This window comes from Alphaproteobacteria bacterium (assembly GCA_019635875.1).
GTDB lineage: Bacteria > Pseudomonadota > Alphaproteobacteria > Reyranellales > Reyranellaceae > JAFAZJ01.
Genome location: JAHBYP010000004.1, coordinates 470,843 through 486,245, shown reverse-complemented (window position 1 = coordinate 486,245; position 15,403 = coordinate 470,843). Strand labels below are relative to the sequence as shown.

At 67.5% G+C, this 15,403-nt stretch carries 14 protein-coding genes and 2 tRNA genes; 8 read left to right on the top strand and 8 right to left on the bottom strand.

Annotated features, from left to right (window positions below; genetic code table 11):
• Positions 1 to 78 precede the first annotated feature (78 nt).
• The 3 genes from KF889_17115 to KF889_17105 form a co-directional block, all read right to left on the bottom strand.
• On the bottom strand, positions 79 to 1,062 hold the full coding sequence (locus KF889_17115; GenBank protein ID MBX3501162.1) for an ABC transporter substrate-binding protein: 984 nt from the start codon (positions 1,060 to 1,062) through the stop codon (positions 79 to 81).
• 316 nt (positions 1,063 to 1,378) lie between these two features.
• Positions 1,379 to 1,900, bottom strand: coding sequence for a DUF1993 domain-containing protein (locus KF889_17110; GenBank protein ID MBX3501161.1), 522 nt, complete (start codon positions 1,898 to 1,900; stop codon positions 1,379 to 1,381).
• 24 nt (positions 1,901 to 1,924) lie between these two features.
• Positions 1,925 to 2,767: a polysaccharide deacetylase family protein gene (locus KF889_17105; protein ID MBX3501160.1), complete on the bottom strand. Its 843-nt coding sequence runs from the start codon at positions 2,765 to 2,767 to the stop codon at positions 1,925 to 1,927.
• 342 nt (positions 2,768 to 3,109) lie between these two features.
• Here KF889_17105 and KF889_17100 point away from each other — a divergent pair, with 342 nt between their 5' ends.
• Positions 3,110 to 3,538, top strand: a complete 429-nt coding sequence (locus KF889_17100) for a RusA family crossover junction endodeoxyribonuclease (GenBank protein MBX3501159.1) — start codon at positions 3,110 to 3,112, stop codon at positions 3,536 to 3,538.
• Entirely contained in the window at positions 3,538 to 4,191 is a 654-nt protein-coding gene (locus tag KF889_17095; GenBank protein MBX3501158.1) for a DUF86 domain-containing protein, read from the top strand. Before KF889_17100 ends, KF889_17095 begins: the two co-directional genes overlap by 1 nt.
• A 55-nt stretch (positions 4,192 to 4,246) precedes the next feature.
• Here the strand turns inward: KF889_17095 and KF889_17090 are convergent.
• Positions 4,247 to 4,321, bottom strand: a tRNA-Asn gene (locus KF889_17090).
• Positions 4,322 to 4,433: 112 nt separating this feature from the next.
• A tRNA-Cys gene (locus KF889_17085) sits at positions 4,434 to 4,507 on the bottom strand.
• Between the two features lie 206 nt (positions 4,508 to 4,713).
• Here KF889_17085 and KF889_17080 point away from each other — a divergent pair.
• The 4 genes from KF889_17080 to KF889_17065 all read left to right on the top strand — a co-directional run bounded on the left by KF889_17080 (position 4,714) and on the right by KF889_17065 (position 9,218).
• Positions 4,714 to 6,729 (top strand): DUF4139 domain-containing protein, encoded by a 2,016-nt coding sequence (locus KF889_17080; GenBank protein MBX3501157.1) that lies wholly within the window; start codon positions 4,714 to 4,716, stop codon positions 6,727 to 6,729.
• A 367-nt stretch (positions 6,730 to 7,096) separates the two neighbouring features.
• Positions 7,097 to 7,330 (top strand): acyl carrier protein, encoded by a 234-nt coding sequence (locus KF889_17075; GenBank protein MBX3501156.1) that lies wholly within the window; start codon positions 7,097 to 7,099, stop codon positions 7,328 to 7,330.
• Positions 7,331 to 7,413: 83 nt separating this feature from the next.
• A complete protein-coding gene (gene fabF / locus KF889_17070) occupies positions 7,414 to 8,673 on the top strand; it encodes a beta-ketoacyl-ACP synthase II (protein MBX3501155.1) in 1,260 nt (419 codons plus the stop codon).
• A gap of 104 nt (positions 8,674 to 8,777) precedes the next feature.
• Entirely contained in the window at positions 8,778 to 9,218 is a 441-nt protein-coding gene (locus tag KF889_17065) for a DUF559 domain-containing protein (GenBank protein MBX3501154.1), read from the top strand.
• On the opposite strand, the gene KF889_17060 is transcribed toward KF889_17065, so the two are convergent.
• Together KF889_17060 and KF889_17055 are read right to left on the bottom strand one after the other, a co-directional pair.
• On the bottom strand, positions 9,215 to 9,973 hold the full coding sequence (locus tag KF889_17060; protein MBX3501153.1) for an SDR family NAD(P)-dependent oxidoreductase: 759 nt from the start codon (positions 9,971 to 9,973) through the stop codon (positions 9,215 to 9,217). The genes KF889_17065 and KF889_17060 overlap by 4 nt on opposite strands.
• Positions 9,970 to 10,503, bottom strand: coding sequence for a histidine phosphatase family protein (locus KF889_17055; GenBank protein ID MBX3501152.1), 534 nt, complete (start codon positions 10,501 to 10,503; stop codon positions 9,970 to 9,972). The genes KF889_17060 and KF889_17055 overlap by 4 nt, the downstream gene beginning before the upstream one ends.
• Before the next feature lie 133 nt (positions 10,504 to 10,636).
• Here KF889_17055 and KF889_17050 point away from each other — a divergent pair, with 133 nt between their 5' ends.
• Complete coding sequence (locus KF889_17050; GenBank protein MBX3501151.1) at positions 10,637 to 12,835, top strand: RNA degradosome polyphosphate kinase; 2,199 nt, start codon at positions 10,637 to 10,639, stop codon at positions 12,833 to 12,835.
• Positions 12,836 to 12,973: 138 nt separating this feature from the next.
• Here KF889_17050 and KF889_17045 read toward each other — a convergent pair whose 3' ends face one another.
• A complete protein-coding gene (locus KF889_17045; GenBank protein ID MBX3501150.1) occupies positions 12,974 to 14,191 on the bottom strand; it encodes a citrate synthase family protein in 1,218 nt (405 codons plus the stop codon).
• Between the two features lie 83 nt (positions 14,192 to 14,274).
• On the opposite strand from KF889_17045, the gene KF889_17040 reads away from it, so the two are divergent.
• On the top strand, positions 14,275 to 15,372 hold the full coding sequence (locus KF889_17040; protein MBX3501149.1) for a citrate synthase/methylcitrate synthase: 1,098 nt from the start codon (positions 14,275 to 14,277) through the stop codon (positions 15,370 to 15,372).
• Positions 15,373 to 15,403 lie beyond the last annotated feature (31 nt).

Genomic DNA, 15,403 nt, shown 5'->3' with positions numbered 1-15,403 from the left:
CAGATTGTACGCTGATTGATCGTTCGACGGCGCCCGCGATCGACACAACTCGGATTCGCGACCGCGGCGTTCGCCGCTTTACTCGACTACTTCGTCGGCAAGGGCGAACAGAGACGGCGAAACAGTAAGGCCAAGCGCCTTGGCAGCTCTCAAGTTGATACCGAAACCGAACTTCTCTGGCTGCTGTACCGGCAGGTCGGCGGCCTTCTCGCCTTTGAGTATGCGATCGACGTAAGACGCCGAGCGCCGAAAGATCTCATTGGTATCGGGCCCATAGGCCATGAGACCGCCCTCGCCGACATATGTCAGGAAGACCGAGATCGTCGGCAGGCGGTACTGCAACGCCAGGGCCGCGGTCTCCTTGCCATGAGCAAACATGAAGGCATCTGCCGCCACAATGCCGGCTCCGCCTTTCGTGCGGCCGAGGTCGGCCATTGCGGCATGAAGCGCATCGATGCTCTCTACCGGAGACGCCACAATGTCGATCGCGCTCGGCAATATGGAGCGCAGATTTCGCAAGTCCTGAAGGTACTGTGGGTTGATCGTTGGATGGTAGAATAGCCCGGCTTTTTTGGTCGAGGGTGCGGCCAACGTGAGGAGGCTCCACCATTTGCCGATCAACTCAGTGGTGACGTAGGTGAAGCCGGTGATGTTGCCGCCAGGTCGCGCCAGACTCCTGACGTGGCCCAGCTCGACCGGATTTCGCGACATCGCGAAGACGATCGGGATGGATTCGGTTGCCTTCTTGAACGCGACAACAGCCGGTGTTCCGTTGGCAAGTATCACGTCGGGCCTGAGAGCCACGAGCTCGGCGGCATAACGCTCCAGGTTCGCCACCTGGCCAGCTCCCCAGCGAACCTCGATGCGAATTGTCCTGCCAGTTTTCCACCCAAGGACATCGAGGCCCTTGAAAAAGGCCACCAGGGCTTCCTGGGCCCCGTTGTCCTGGGGCGTGGCCAGCATGAGGATGCCGATCAGCGGCAAGTCCTTCTGCTGTGCGCCCGCGCTCAGCGGCCACATACCTGCGCCGCCGAGCAGCGAAATGATTTCGCGCCGCTTCATTGGCTCCCCCCGGTCGAGAGCGCCGCAAGGACATCTTAGCTGCTTGGATTGATGCGCCTAGGCAAATAATCGGATGTCTGTTCCTCGCCAGACTCGGGCGTCCAGCGCTGTCCGCTCTTACGCAGCCATGTGGGGCAATGCAGAGCTCGGCGCCATCGATCCAAGCGGGCCCGATTCACCGGCACACAACCTGGTTGGTGCGGTGCCGCGTCGCGCGCGCCAGGAACGATTCGCCGATCGCCATGCAGCCGCAGGCCGCGCGACTGCCGTACCGCTACCTGATGCGCGACCTCGCCTGCCAGGCACTGACCGGCAGCTAGGCGCCCGCGATCCGCAGCTTGCCGAGGAAGTCGCGCTTGCCGAGCGGCACGCCCTTCTGGCGCAGGATGTCGTACGCCGTCGTGGCATGGAAATAGAAGTTCGGCAGCGAGAACGACATCAGGAAGCCCTCTGCCTTGAACGGGATCTTGCGGTCGCCGACCGTGAAGATCACGTCCTTGCCCTCGATGCCGTTCACCTCGTCGGGCTTGATCGCCTCGAGCGAGGCGCGAGCGTCGCTCACCAGCTTCTGAAGATCGGCATAGTCCTCGCCTACGGGCTTGGGCGGCGAGAAGGCGCCTTCTATCGCGCCCCTGACGCCGCCGGCGGAGTGGTGCGCAGCCGAGACGACCTGGAAGCGGAACGGCGCCATGTCGGGAAACAGCCTCGTCTCCACGATCTCGTCGGGATCGAGTCCCTTCTCCTGGCAATGCGCGAGTCCCTTGGCGAGAAAGCCCTCGACGCCGCCGAGAACCTGCAGGAACGACGTGACGCTGAGGTCGTAGAGTGAAATGGCCATGAGGTATCTCCCTTTATGGCGACGTTACGATATCGCGACGAGCTCGGCGAGCGCGCGATGGTCGGTGAGCCACGCCCACTCGCTGTAGCGTTTCACCAGTTCCAGCGAATTCAGGAACTCGATCGCGCCCATCGGCCGGCCGAACACATGCGCATGCACCGTAATGTCGAGGCAGCCCGCTGGCCGGCCGAGAAGCGGCCAATTGGCGACGATGCGTTCGAGGATGCGCGTGAACGCCTCGGGTTCGGCGCCGTAGCGGATGTAGAGCGGCATGTCGTTCACTTCCATGGTGAACGGCACGGCCGCAATCGCGCCTGACGCCGTCGTGTGGCGGCGCGGCAGGTCGGTGTCGAAGAAGTCGGCATGCCAGAGGAAGCCTGCCTTCGCCAGCAACGCCGACGTGCGCTCGCTCGGCGTGCAGCGCGGACTGAGCCAGCCCGGCGGCGGGCTGCCGGTGGATTGCGCGATGGCCTCGACGCAGCGCTTGAGGTCGTGCGCTTCCTCCTCCGCCGTCTGATAGGAGGGGATGATGTTCTGGCCCCAGCCATGGGCGGCCACGACATGGCCGGCGCCGACGATGGCGCGCATCAGCTCGGGATAGCGCTCGGCGACAATGCCGCTCACATAGAAGACGGCGCGCTGCTTCTGGCTCGCGAGAACGTCGAGCAGCCGCCATGCGCCGACCTTCGGACCGTACTCCGCCCACGAGCGGCCTTGCCGGTCGAGCACGCCCGCCCGCAGCGGATTGCCCATCGGTCCGATGCCCGGCGCGGAATCGTCGGTCCAACCTTCGAGCATGACGCTCACCGAAATCGCCAGCGGCTTGTCGTTCGGCCAGCCTGCGGGAAGGGATTGGGTGGGGATCATTAGTTTGCTGCGTCCCAGGCCATATGAACTGCGAACGCAGCAGGGTATGTCCTCCTTCAGCGGCAGAGCAATGCCTCAAAAGGACCGCCGACGCTCTGAGAAGCCGTGCGCCTTGCCGATTTACTCTGAGCACGTCGACAGGCGGAAGTGCTCGGGGGCAAAGGCTCTTGAATCGGTGCGCGTAGGTCTGAGCCGAAATAGCTCCGGAGGAGGGGTTCGAACCCAGCCATCACCGTCGCAAGGTCATCGACCCAACCGTGCTAGTGGACCGCTTATGCCGCCGTATTGAAATTGCCCGAGTTCTGATGGACTTTCGGAGGCGCGGTCTAGAAAAAGAGCAAGATGCCGGACGACGAGTTTCCCTATCCTTTCGAGCTAGTATTGGAAGGCGTGCCGATATCCCTCCAAGCCAGTCCGGGCTCGCGGGCCCGCTGGAAGGGGGAGGTTTATCGCGTGGGTCTGGAGCGGCGGCAGGCGATCTATGATGTGGGCTTCCTGGACTATCGCGCGCTTTCCCTCACGATTTACTACTTCCCAAGCGCTCCCATGGATGGTGACGTCGACAACATTGTGAAGCCCATCATGGATGGCCTGATTGGTGTGGCCTACCTCAACGACAATGTCATCGAGCGGGTGGTTGTTCAGAAGTTCGAACCGAACGTCGATTGGGACTTTTCCGACCCCAGCGACCAACTTGCCGCGGCATTGGATGCGGTGGCACCTATTGTCTATATTCGAGTTGATGACGATCTGAGCTGGAGGAGGCTCTAATGAGTTCATCCACTCAAAAGTCGCCACAAGAAGCCGAAGTCGCGTTCCTGGAGAGTGTGCGACCTCGGTATGAGGCTGACGGATTCACGTTCACGATCTCACCCCAGCGGTCAGATCTGCCAGACTTCCTTGGCACTTACGTACCGGATGCCATCGCGCGCAAGGGCGGCATCAGCATCGCTATCGAAGTGAAGCGCAATCAGACGCCGGCGGCCGATATGTCACTGCGAAAGATTCGGCGCCTGTTCGACGGACACGACGATTGGCGATTCAATGTGATGTTCATGGGAAACGAGGCGCTGCTTTCTGGCGCCATCCCTCCAATGCAGCCGGCCGAGATCCGGAGGCGAATGAACGAACTGAAGGCGCTTGCGGACCGCCAAGCCGCGTTCGTGCTGGCATGGTCGCTTTTGGAAGCGGTGCTGAACTCCCAAAGCAAGGAGGAAGCTGGTCGACCCAGGGCAGCAGGTACGGTGATCCAATCGCTTGCGATGAACGGGCTAATCGAACCCGAGACCGAGCGTCGGCTGCGAGGTCTCGTGGACCTTAGGAACCGGATCGTGCATGGCGACCTGGGTGCAGAGCCGACACCGAGTGAAGTCCAGTCCGTCCTGTCGGCAATCGACGAAACCCTCAAGGCTGAGGCTCACTAGCAAGGCTGCCAAGTGTTGGAGCTGTCCGATTGAAGGTCGTGCCAAAACCCAAGGTTGGCTCCGGAGGAGGGATTCGAACCCCCGACCCGGCGGTTAACAGCCGCCTGCTCTACCACTGAGCTACTCCGGATCACGGCAGCGCGGACGACGTCAGCGTCCGCCCGGCGCGGGGCGGTTTCTTGCAGACGCCGCAGGCGCTTGCAAGCGGATTCTCCCCTGTCCGCGCGCTGGTGGCCGCGCGCTGGAGGCCCGAGCCGGAATCGAACCGACATAAAAGGATTTGCAGTCCTCTGCATAGCCATTCTGCCATCGGGCCGGCATCGCTGGCGCCACGCGGTATAGGTGCGCCCCGCGACAGGGTCAAGCGCTGCACGGCCTTATCGCCGCGACGCCGCAAAGGTGACAATATCGCCGCGCCATCATCCGCTGCCATTGACTGATCGGGGAGATCCCATGGTTGCCGCATCCATCATCCGCGTCCCTCGCGTGCTTGGACTGGCGGCCCTGGGAGCCGCCCTTTTGATGTCGGCCTCGACCTTGGCCCAGGAGCTGGCGCTCAAGCGGGTGATGCTGTCCTCCGGCGGCGTCGGCTATTTCGAGTACGAGGTCTCGGTCGAGGGCGACGCCTCGCTGAAGCTCACCGTCGGCCTCGACCAGGTCGACGACGTGCTCAAGAGCCTCGTCGTCTACGACGACAAGGGCGGGGTGGGCGGCCTGAACCTCGCCGGCCGCGAGCCGCTGTCGCAGACCTTCAAGGACCTGCCGTTCGACCAGGGCGCGCTGGGCTCGCCGGCGGCGCTGCTCAACGCGCTGCGCGGCGCGGAGATCAGCGTCGGCGGCGCGCGCGCCATGACCGGCCGCGTCGTGGCGGTGACGCCCGAGACCGTCATGACGCCCGATCGCCGCGCGCTGCAGACGCGCAACCGCGTCACCATGATGACCGACAAGGGCCTGCAGCAATTCGTGCTGGAGGAGGCGGAGAACCTGCAGTTCGCCGACCCGGCGCTGCGCGAGCAGGTGCAGCGCGCGCTGGCCGCCGTCGCCAACAACCGCGCCAAGGACGCGCGCACCATCGAGCTGACCTCGAAGGGCAAGGACCGGCGCACGGTGCGCGTCGCCTATATCGTCAGCGCGCCGCTGTGGAAGGCGTCGTACCGCCTGACCATGCCGTCCGACGACGCCGCGACCAAGGCGCAGCTGCAGGGCTGGGCGGTGGTCGAGAATCTCAGCGGCCAGGACTGGAAGAACGTCGAGCTCACCCTGGTCTCGGGCCAGCCGGTGATGTTCCGCCAGGCGCTGTATCGCGCCTACTACGTCGATCGGCCGGAGGCGCCGGTCGAGGTCGTCGGCCGCCTGCTGCCCAATGTCGATCAGGGGCAGACGCCATATCCACCGCCACCGCCGGCGCCGGCGTCGGCACCCGCGCCGCGCATGGCGCCGGGGGCGCCGGCACAGTCGCGCGCCGATGGCCGCGCCGTCGGCATGGGCGGCGCTGCCGACCGCGTCGAGCGCACGCTGCCGACCAATCTGGCGGTGCCCGCCGAGTCGGTCGCGGCGCAGGAGGCGCTGACCCAGGTGCTGTTCCGCTTCCCGACGCCGGTCACGGTCGGCAACGGCCGCACCCTGTCGGTGCCGATCATCAACGGCGATGTGCCGATCAAGCGCCAGGCGCTCTACCAGCCGGAAACCAGCCCGCGCAATCCGCTCGCCTCGGTGCGGCTGATGAACGACGGCGGCAGCGGCCTGCCGCCGGGCGTGATCACGATCTACGAGCGCCACGGCGCGCCGGGCTCGGGCGACATCACCTATGTCGGCGACGCGCGGCTGGCGGCGCTGCCGCCGGGCGAGAACCGCCTGCTGTCCTACGCGCTCGACCAGAAGATCAGCGTCGAGCGCGAGAGCGCGCGCACCGACACGCTGGTGCGCGGCAGCATCTCAGGCGGCGTGCTGAAGTACGAGACCCTGCAGCGCCAGACCGCGACCTATCGCGTGCGCGCGCCGGCGCGCGAGGGCCGCCAGCTGCTGATCGAGAACCCGAAGCTGTCCGGCTGGAAGCTGACCAAGCCGGTCAATCCCGACATCGGCCAGATCGAGGGCAAGTATCGCGTGCCGTTCGACCTGAAGGGCGGCGAGGTCTACAGCTTCGAGATCGTCCAGGAGCAGACGGTGTCGCAGCAGCTGGCGCTGGTCAGCGCCGACGTCGAGCAGGTGCGCTACTTCGCGCGCGCCCGCGAGTTCGACCAGAAGACGCGCGACGCGCTTGGCCGGCTGATCCAGCTGCAGGGCGCGGTGGTCGCGGCGTCGAAGGTGCTGGGCGAACTCGACGGCCAGCGCCAGCGCATCGTGCAGGAGCAGGCGCGCATCCGCGACAACCTCGGCCGCGTGCCCTCGGGCACCGACCTGCACCGGCGCTACCTCGCCACGCTCGACCGCCAGGAGACCGAGCTCGAGGCGCTGGCCAAGCGCCGCGGCGAGGCCGAGACCGCCGTCCAGGCCGCGCGCGACGCGGTGTCGAAATACGTCGCCGGTCTCGGCTAGGTCAAACTACCTTCCCCCGGAGGGGGAAGGTGCCCGCAGGGCGGAAGGGGGATGTCGAAGACGGACTCATGCGTTCGTCTTCGACATCCCCCATCCGGCGCTTCGCGCCACCTTCCCCCTCCGGGGGAAGCTAGTGGTTCAGCAATTCCATTCGATCGGATCGCGCTCTCGCGAACCGGGCGAATCCCCGCATCTCCTTGATTTCGCTCCGGTCTTGGCCGCTGGCCTTGCCCAAGGAAACGTGTTACGAAGCGCCACGATTGCTGCCGGCTCCCCGTCGGCGGAACGCGTGGTCGCATTCGGCGGCCGCATCTTGTGAACGGCGCCGACGCAACGGCGACGAGAGATCTCGAGTGAGGGAAGAACAATGAGCGACGTCGCCGACCGCGTGAAGAAGATCGTCATCGAGCATCTCGGCGTAGAGGACGGCCAGGTGAAGCCGGAGGCGAAGTTCATCGACGATTTGGGCGCCGACAGCCTCGACACCGTCGAGCTGGTCATGGCCTTTGAGGAAGAGTTTGGCGTGGAGATCCCCGACGACGCCGCGGAGAAGATCCAGACCGTCGGCGACGCCATCAAGTTCATCGAGACCAATTCCTGAGCGGGCTCGTGCCGGCGCCGGCCATCGGCGATGGCCGGCGTTCGCATGTCTGCCGGAATTCATCGAGGGACTGAGGAGAGCCGATGCGACGCGTGGTCGTGACGGGCATGGGCATGGTGACGCCGCTGGGCGACGGCGTCGACACGACGTGGCGCGGGCTGCTTGAGTCGAAGTCGGGCATCCGGCCGATCCAGAGCTTCGACGTGACGGACCTGCCGACCAAGATCGCCGGCAATGTGCCGCTGGGCGACAAGGCCAACGGCCATTTCAACGCCGACCTCTACATGCTGCCCAAGGACCAGCGGAAGGTCGACCAGTTCATCATCTACGGCGTCGCCGCCGCCGCGCAGGCGGTCGCCGACGCCGGCTGGGACAATCCCGGCGAGGAAGAGAAGCAGCGCACCGGCGTGATGATCGGCTCGGGCATCGGTGGCCTGAACACGATCTACGAGGGCTCGGTGACGCTCAAGGAGCGCGGCCCGCGACGGCTGAGCCCGTTCTTCATCCCCTCGGCGCTGATCAACCTGGTCTCCGGCCAGGTCTCGATCAAGTTCGGCTTCAAGGGTCCCAACCACGCCGTCGTTACGGCCTGCTCGACCGGCGCGCACGCCATCGGCGATGCCGCCCGCCTGATCGCGCTCGATGATGCCGACGTCATGGTCGCCGGCGGCGCCGAGGCCGCGGTCTGCCGCATCGGCATCGCCGGCTTCAACGCCTGCAAGGCGCTGTCGACCGGCTACAACGACACGCCCGAGAAGGCCTCGCGTCCCTGGGACAAGGGCCGCGACGGCTTCGTCATGGGCGAGGGCGCCGGCGCGGTCGTGCTCGAGGAATACGAGCACGCCCGCAAGCGCGGCGCGAAGATCTATGCCGAGGTGCTGGGCTACGGCCTGTCGGGCGACGCCTATCACATCACGGCGCCGGCCGAGGATGGTGACGGCGGCTTCCGCTCGATGAAGGCGGCGCTCAAGCGCGCCGGGCTGGGCACCGACAGCATCGACTACGTCAACGCGCACGGCACCAGCACGCCGCTGGGCGACGAGATCGAGCTCGGCGCGGTCAAGCGCCTGTTCGGCGCCGACGCCTACAAGCTGTCGATGTCCTCGACCAAGTCGGCCACCGGCCACCTGCTGGGCGCCGCCGGCGCGATCGAGGCGATCTTCGCCGTGAAGTCGATCACCGACCAGGTCGTGCCGCCGACGCTCAACCTCGACGACCCGTCCGAGGGCTGCGACATCGACCTGGTGCCCAAGCAGCCCAGGCAGCGCTCCGTACGCTACGCCCTGTCGAACTCCTTCGGCTTCGGCGGCACCAACGCCAGCGTCATCTTCGGCGCGGTGTGAACATCTTCCTTCTCCCCGCGCAGGCGGGGAGAAGGTGCCCGAAGGGCGGATGAGGGGCTTCAAAACGCCTCAGCGACGCCGCATTCGCTGGCGAGCCTCTGCCGATGCCACGTCCCTACCGCGACGTTCACACTGCCAACGCGCGCGCTCTTCGCAGCACGGCGACCGAGGCTGAAGGCCGACTGTGGTCCGCGCTTCGCGGGCGTCGATTCGGCGGCTTCAAGTTCCGCCGGCAGTATGCGATTGGCGACTACGTCGCCGATTTCGCCTGCATCGAGCGTGCCGTGATCGTCGAGCTGGACGGCAGCCAGCATGCCGAGCAGGAGGCATACGACACCCGCCGATCGGCCTGGTTCGAGAGCGCCGGCTATCGTGTCGTACGAATCTGGAACGCGGATTTCCTGCGTGACCCCGAAAGTGCGCACGAGGCGATCTGGGCGGCATTGAACGAAGAGGCCCAGCCGGTGTTGTCGCGCGAGGAAGCCCCTCATCCGCCTCGCTGGCGCTCGGCACCTTCTCCCCGCCTTCGCGGGGAGAAGGATTAACGCGAGAACCTCCGCAGCAACCGATCCGTCGCGTTGCCGGGCAGGGTGGCGCCGAGCCAGATCGCGGCTTTGGTGCCCAGGGGAAACGCGATGCGGGCGCGGTCGTGGGCGAGGCCGTGGCGGATGATCGCCGAGGCGCGCGCGGCGCTCATCATGAAGGGCATCGGGAAGTCGTTGCCCACGGTGATGCGCGATTCGACGAAGCCCGGGCAGATCACGCTGACGCCGACATTGTCGCGACGCAGCTGGTGGCGGATCGACTCGCCCCAGACGCGCACCGCCGACTTGCTGGCGTTGTAGGCCGCGGCGCGCGGCAGGCCGATGAAGCCGGCGAGCGAGGCGACGATGCCGATCTGGCCGAAGCGGCGCGCGCGCATGGCGTCGAGCAGCGGGAAGACGGTGTTGAAGGTGCCCTCGACATTGACGGCGAAGGTGCGCCGCGTGCGCTCCTCGTCGATGCCCTGGCCCTTGCCCTTCTCGATCGAGATGCCGGCATTGGCGAGCACGAGGTCGACGGGCTTCGCGGCGTCCTGCTCGCGCAGCCAGGCCGCCATGCGCTCGCGATCGGCGACGTCGATGGCCTGCGCCGCGACGTCGGCGCCGCGTGCCCGGCAGGCATCGGCGACGGCGCGCAGCCGCGCCTCGTCGCGCCCGCCCAGCGCCAGGCGGACGCCGGCCCTGGCATAGTCGAGCGCCAGCCCCTCGCCGATGCCGGAGGACGCGCCGGTGATGACGATGGAGCGGAAGGTCTTCATTCCGGTTCCGCGCCGGCCATCAGATCGCGGGGACGCAGGAAGGCTTCCAGATACGCCCCGCGCGCGAGGTTGGACCAGTCCTCGAGATCGAGGCGCAGGCAGGCGGCGGCGCCGGTCGGGTACTTGTTGGTCATCGCCACCAGCCCGGCGGGATCGCCATCGGTCGCCAGCTCGCGCGCCAGCTCGGCCATGCCGTCATTGTGGCCGATGAGGATCACGCGCGTCACCTCGTCGGGCAGCTGTCGCAGGCGGGCCAGCAGGGCCTCGGCACCGGCGAGGTAGAGGCCGGGCTCGAGCGACACCGGCGGCGTCGGCTTGAAACGCGCGAGCAGGGGCTCGAGCGTCTCGCGCGTGCGCCGGGAGGTCGAGCACAGGATCAGGTCGGGCGGCGCGCTGCGGGCGACGAGGGCGGCCGCAATGGCCACGGCGGCACGCCGGCCGCGCCCCGTCAGCGCCCGGTCGTGATCCGAACTGCCGAGGCGGCCAAGACCAGCCTTGGCATGACGATACAGGACAAGGTCGCGCTGCATGCCTCACACTCGCCGTATTCGATTGTAGTTTCAACATGTTGAGAGTGCGTAACCAGAATTTAATGGGCGACCCGGCACGATTCTGGCTACCCTCGCGAGAGACAGGGAGGACGGGCCGGCGCCCGTTTTGACCATGAACGCCAGCGTGCAGCCCGTGCCGTCTGCCCCAACCGGGACCTCCGACATGCGCACGGGCCACAGCCGCCTGATCAACCGCGAGCTCTCCTGGCTCGCCTTCAACACGCGGGTGCTGGAGGAGGCGAGCAATCCGAACCATCCGGTGCTCGAGCGCGTGCGCTTCCTGTCGATCAGCGCCAACAATCTCGACGAGTTCTACATGGTGCGCGTCGCCGGCCTGCGCGACATGCTGCCGACCCGCGCCAGCCAGCTCAGCGACGACGGGCTGACGCCGGCCGAGCAGCTCGCGGCGATCCGCGAGGCGGCCAGCACGCTGATGACCACGCAGCAGACGGTCTGGTCGCAGCTCTGCGAGGAACTGCGCAAGCACGACATCGCCGTGCTGGGCGATACCGAGCTGAGCGAGGCCGAGCGCGCCTGGCTGGAGCAGTACTTCATCGGCCAGGTCTTCCCGGTGCTGACGCCCTTGGCGATCGACCCGTCGCATCCGTTCCCGTTCCTGCAGAACCTCGGCTTCTCCGAGATCCTCAAGCTGCGCAGCGTCTCGGGCAACCGCACCATGATGGCGCTGCTGCCGCTGCCGCCGCAGATCGACCGCTTCGTGCGCCTGCCCGGGACCTCGGTGCGCTTCCTGCCGCTGGAGAACCTGATCGGCCTGTTCCTCGACCGGCTGTTCCCGGGCTACGCCGTCGATTCGCGCGGCCAGTTCCGCGTCATCCGCGACAGCGACGTCGAGATCGCCGAAGAGGCCGAGGACCTCGTGCAGGTGTTCCAGAGCGCGCTCAAGCGGCGCCGCCGCGGCGAGCTGGTGTCGATCGCGATCGATTCGGACATGAACCAGGAGCTGCGCGCCTTCCTGTTCGACCAGCTCGAGGTCGTCGCCGGCGACGTCGACATCTTCGAGCTCGAGCGCATCCTCAGCATCGGCGACGTCAGCGCGCTGATCGTCAACGAGCGGCCCGACCTGAAATTCCCGCCCTACGAGCCGCGCTTCCCCGAGCGCATCCGCGACTATGGCGGCGACTGCTTCGCGGCGATCCGCGCCAAGGACATCGTCGTGCATCACCCGTACGAGAGCTTCGACGTGGTGGTGCAGTTCCTGCGCCAGGCGGCACGCGATCCGGCGGTGATCGCCATCAAGCAGACGCTCTATCGCACCAGCAAGGACTCGCCGATCGTCAAGGCGCTGATCGAGGCGGCCGAGGCCGGCAAGACGGTCACCGCGCTGGTCGAGCTCAAGGCGCGTTTTGACGAAGAAGCCAACATCCGCTGGGCGCTCGACATGGAGCGCGCGGGCGTGCAGGTGGTCTACGGCTTCCTAGACCTGAAGACGCACGCCAAGGTCTCGATGGTGGTGCGGCGCGAGAGCGGGGCGATCCGCACCTACGTGCATTTCGGCACCGGCAACTACCACCCGATCACGGCGCGCATCTACACCGACACCTCGTTCTTCACCTGCGATCCGGCGATGGGCCGCGACGCGGCGCGGGTGTTCAACTACATGACCGGCTACGCCCAGCCCGACACGATGGAGAAGCTGTCGGTGGCGCCGGCGACCCTGCGCGCCACGCTGGTCGCCAACATCGATCGCGAGATCGCCAACGCCGCCGCCGGCAAGCCGGCCGGCATCTGGGCCAAGATGAACTCGCTGGTCGACGCGCGCATCATCGACAAGCTCTACGAGGCCTCGCAGGCCGGCGTGCCGATCGAGCTGGTGGTGCGCGGCATCTGCTGCCTGCGCCCGGGCGTGAAGGGCCTGAGCGAGACGATTCGCGTCAAGAGCATCATCGGCCGCTTCCTCGAGCATTGCCGCATCGTGTGCTTCGCCAACGGCCATCCGCTGCCGTCGCCCGAGGCCAAGGTGTTCATCTCCTCGGCCGACTGGATGCCGCGCAATCTCGACCGCCGCGTCGAGCTCCTGGTGCCGATCGAGAACCCGACCGTGCATCGCCAGATCCTCGACCAGATCATGGTCGCCAACCTGAAGGACGAGGCGCAGTCCTGGGATCTCGCCGGCGACGGCGTCTACACCCGGCGCAGGGCCGGGCCGGAGGCCTTCAGCGCCCACACCTGGTTCATGACCAATCCGTCGCTGTCAGGCCGCGGCAGCGCCCTGCGCCGGCCCGGCGCGATGCCCAAGCTGGTGCCGGGCCGCGAGGGCAGGCGGCAGAAGGCGGGCACTGGTTCGGCGTAGCTTCCATTACCTTCCCCCGGAGGGGGAAGGTGCCCGAAGGGCGGAAGGGGGATGTCGAAGACGGACTCCTGCGTTCGTCTTCGACATCCCCCATCCGTCGCTGCGCGCCACCTTCCCCCTCTGGGGGAAGCTAAGACTTCAGCCGAACGCCGGCGCCTCCGGTCCGACGTAGCGTGCGCGCGGGCGGATCAGGGTGCCGCTCTCGGTCTGCTCGATGAAGTGGGCGATCCAGCCGATCGAGCGGCCGAGCAGGAATAGCCCGAGGGCGGCGCCTTTGGGCATGAAGCAGGCGCGCTCGATCGCCACCGTGGCGACGTCGATGGTCGGCTTCAGCCCGGTCACCTTGCTGGCGGCGGCGATCAGGCGGCGCGCAAAGCGCACCTCCTCGCGATCGCCGAGGCGGTGGTTGAGACGCTCGAGCAGGAAATGCGCGCGGATGTCGCCGTCGGGATAGAGGCGGTGGCCGAAGCCGGGGATGCGCGCGCCGCTTTCGATGCGCTCGGCGACGGCCCGGTCGAGATCCGCCGCATCGCGCAGCGCCTCCATCATCGAGGCGACGCGGCGCGTCATGCCGCCGTGATAGGGGCCCTGCAGCACCGCCAGCCCGGCGACCGTCGCGCCCCACGGCGTGGCGCCGGTCGAGGCGGCGATGCGCACGGCGAAGGTCGAGGCGTTGAGCTCGTGGTCGGCCGACAGCACCAGGGCGGCGCGCACAAGATCGGCGCCGTGCTCGTCGAGCTTCCACGCGGTGGCGATCTGGCGATGCAATGGCGCGGCGGCGGGCGGGCGCGCCGCGACGATCGCCGCCAGCAGGCGCGCGACGCGGGTGCCGGTGACGGCCAGCGCACGGGAGTCGCGGCTCCAGGCGCGGGTGTCCTGCGCCGCGGCCAGCGGCAGCATGGCAAGGCAGCGGTCCATCGGCGCCAGCCGCGCGCTGGCGATCCAGCCGCGCCTGAGCGTGACGTCGATCTCCGGCAGGGCGGCCTCGGCGAAGGGATCGGCGTCGACCGCCCACAGAAGCTGCGCGACGTCCTCCAGGCTCGCCTCGGCGGCCAGCGCGCAGGCGTCCTTGCCGCGGTAGAGCAGCCGGTCGTCGTCGATCAGGGTCAGGCCCGATTCGAGCACAGGGGCGCCGAAATTCATCGCCTGCGAGGCGACCGCCTCGGCGCCGCGGCCACGCGCCTTGCGGTCGAGCAGGGCCTGGACGTCCTCGGCGTTGTAGCGCCGGCGGCGGCCCGGGCCCGGCTCGGGGTCGGAGCGGATCATGCCGCGGCTGACATAGGCGTACAGCGTCTCGCGGCTGACGCCGAGCCGTTCCGAGGCCTCGAGAGCTGTAATCAATTGTTGATCAATCATGATGTTATATTGATCAACATTATCAAAATTGACAAGATTGATTATCATGCCGATTCCTCTTCGCATCTGCGAAGGAGGAATTCGTGCAAGACATCACCATTGCCAGCAGCGGCCTCGACGGCGTCGTCGCCGGCGCGACCGTGCTCAGCCATGTCGACGGCGAGGCCGGCCTGCTGATCCTGCGCGGCCACCTGCTGGAGGAGGTCGCCGGCCGCATCGGTTTCGAGGGCATCGCGGCGCTGCTGTGGGACGATCTCGGCGAGGGCGGCGGCGACGCCGAGTCGGTGCGTCGGCTGCTGGGTCAGGCGCGGGTGGCCGCCTTTGGTCTCGTGCCCGGCCTGCTGCAGGTGACGCAGGGCCTGACGCCGATCGAGGCGCTGCGCGTCGGGCTGGGCATGCTGCCGGACGAGGCGGCATTGCCGGCGCATGTCAGAGCCTGTGGTGCGCTCCAGGTCTTCCTGCCGGCACTGCTGCGCCGAGGCGAGGGCAAGGCGGCGGTGGCGCCCGATCCGTCGCTCGGCACCGCCGCCGACCTGCTGCGCTGCCTGCGCGGCCAGCCGGCGTCGCCCGAGCATGTGCGGGCGCTGGACACCTACCTGACGACCATCGCCGATCACGGCTTCAACGCCTCGACCTTCGCCGCGCGCGTCGTCGCCTCGACCCAGGCGGGCATGATCTCCTCGCTGATCGCCGGGCTCTGCGCGCTGAAGGGCCCGCTGCACGGCGGCGCGCCGGGCCCGGTGCTCGACATGCTCGACGAGATCGGCAGCGAGGCGCGTATCGCGTCGTGGGTCGAGGCGGCGATCCTCGCCGGCGACCGGCTGATGGGCTTCGGCCATCGCGTCTACAAGGTGCGCGACCCGCGCGCCGACGTGCTGAAGAACGTGGTGCGCGATCTGGGCTCGCACGCCGGCAGGCTGGCCTTCGCCGCCGAGGTCGAGTGCCAGGTGATCGCCGCCCTGCGCCGGCTGAAGCCCGGCCGCCGGCTCGACACCAACGTCGAGTTCTACACCGCGCTGATGCTCGAGGCGGTGGGCATCCCGCGCCAGGCCTTCACGCCGCTCTTCGCCGTCGGCCGCGCCGTCGGCTGGTCGGCGCATGTCATGGAGCAGGGACGCCACGGACGCCTGGTGCGGCCGCTGTCGCGCTATATCGGGCCGACGCCCAAAGCGGCGGCGTGACGCTTCGCTTCGCTCAGGGCACGTGCGCGCT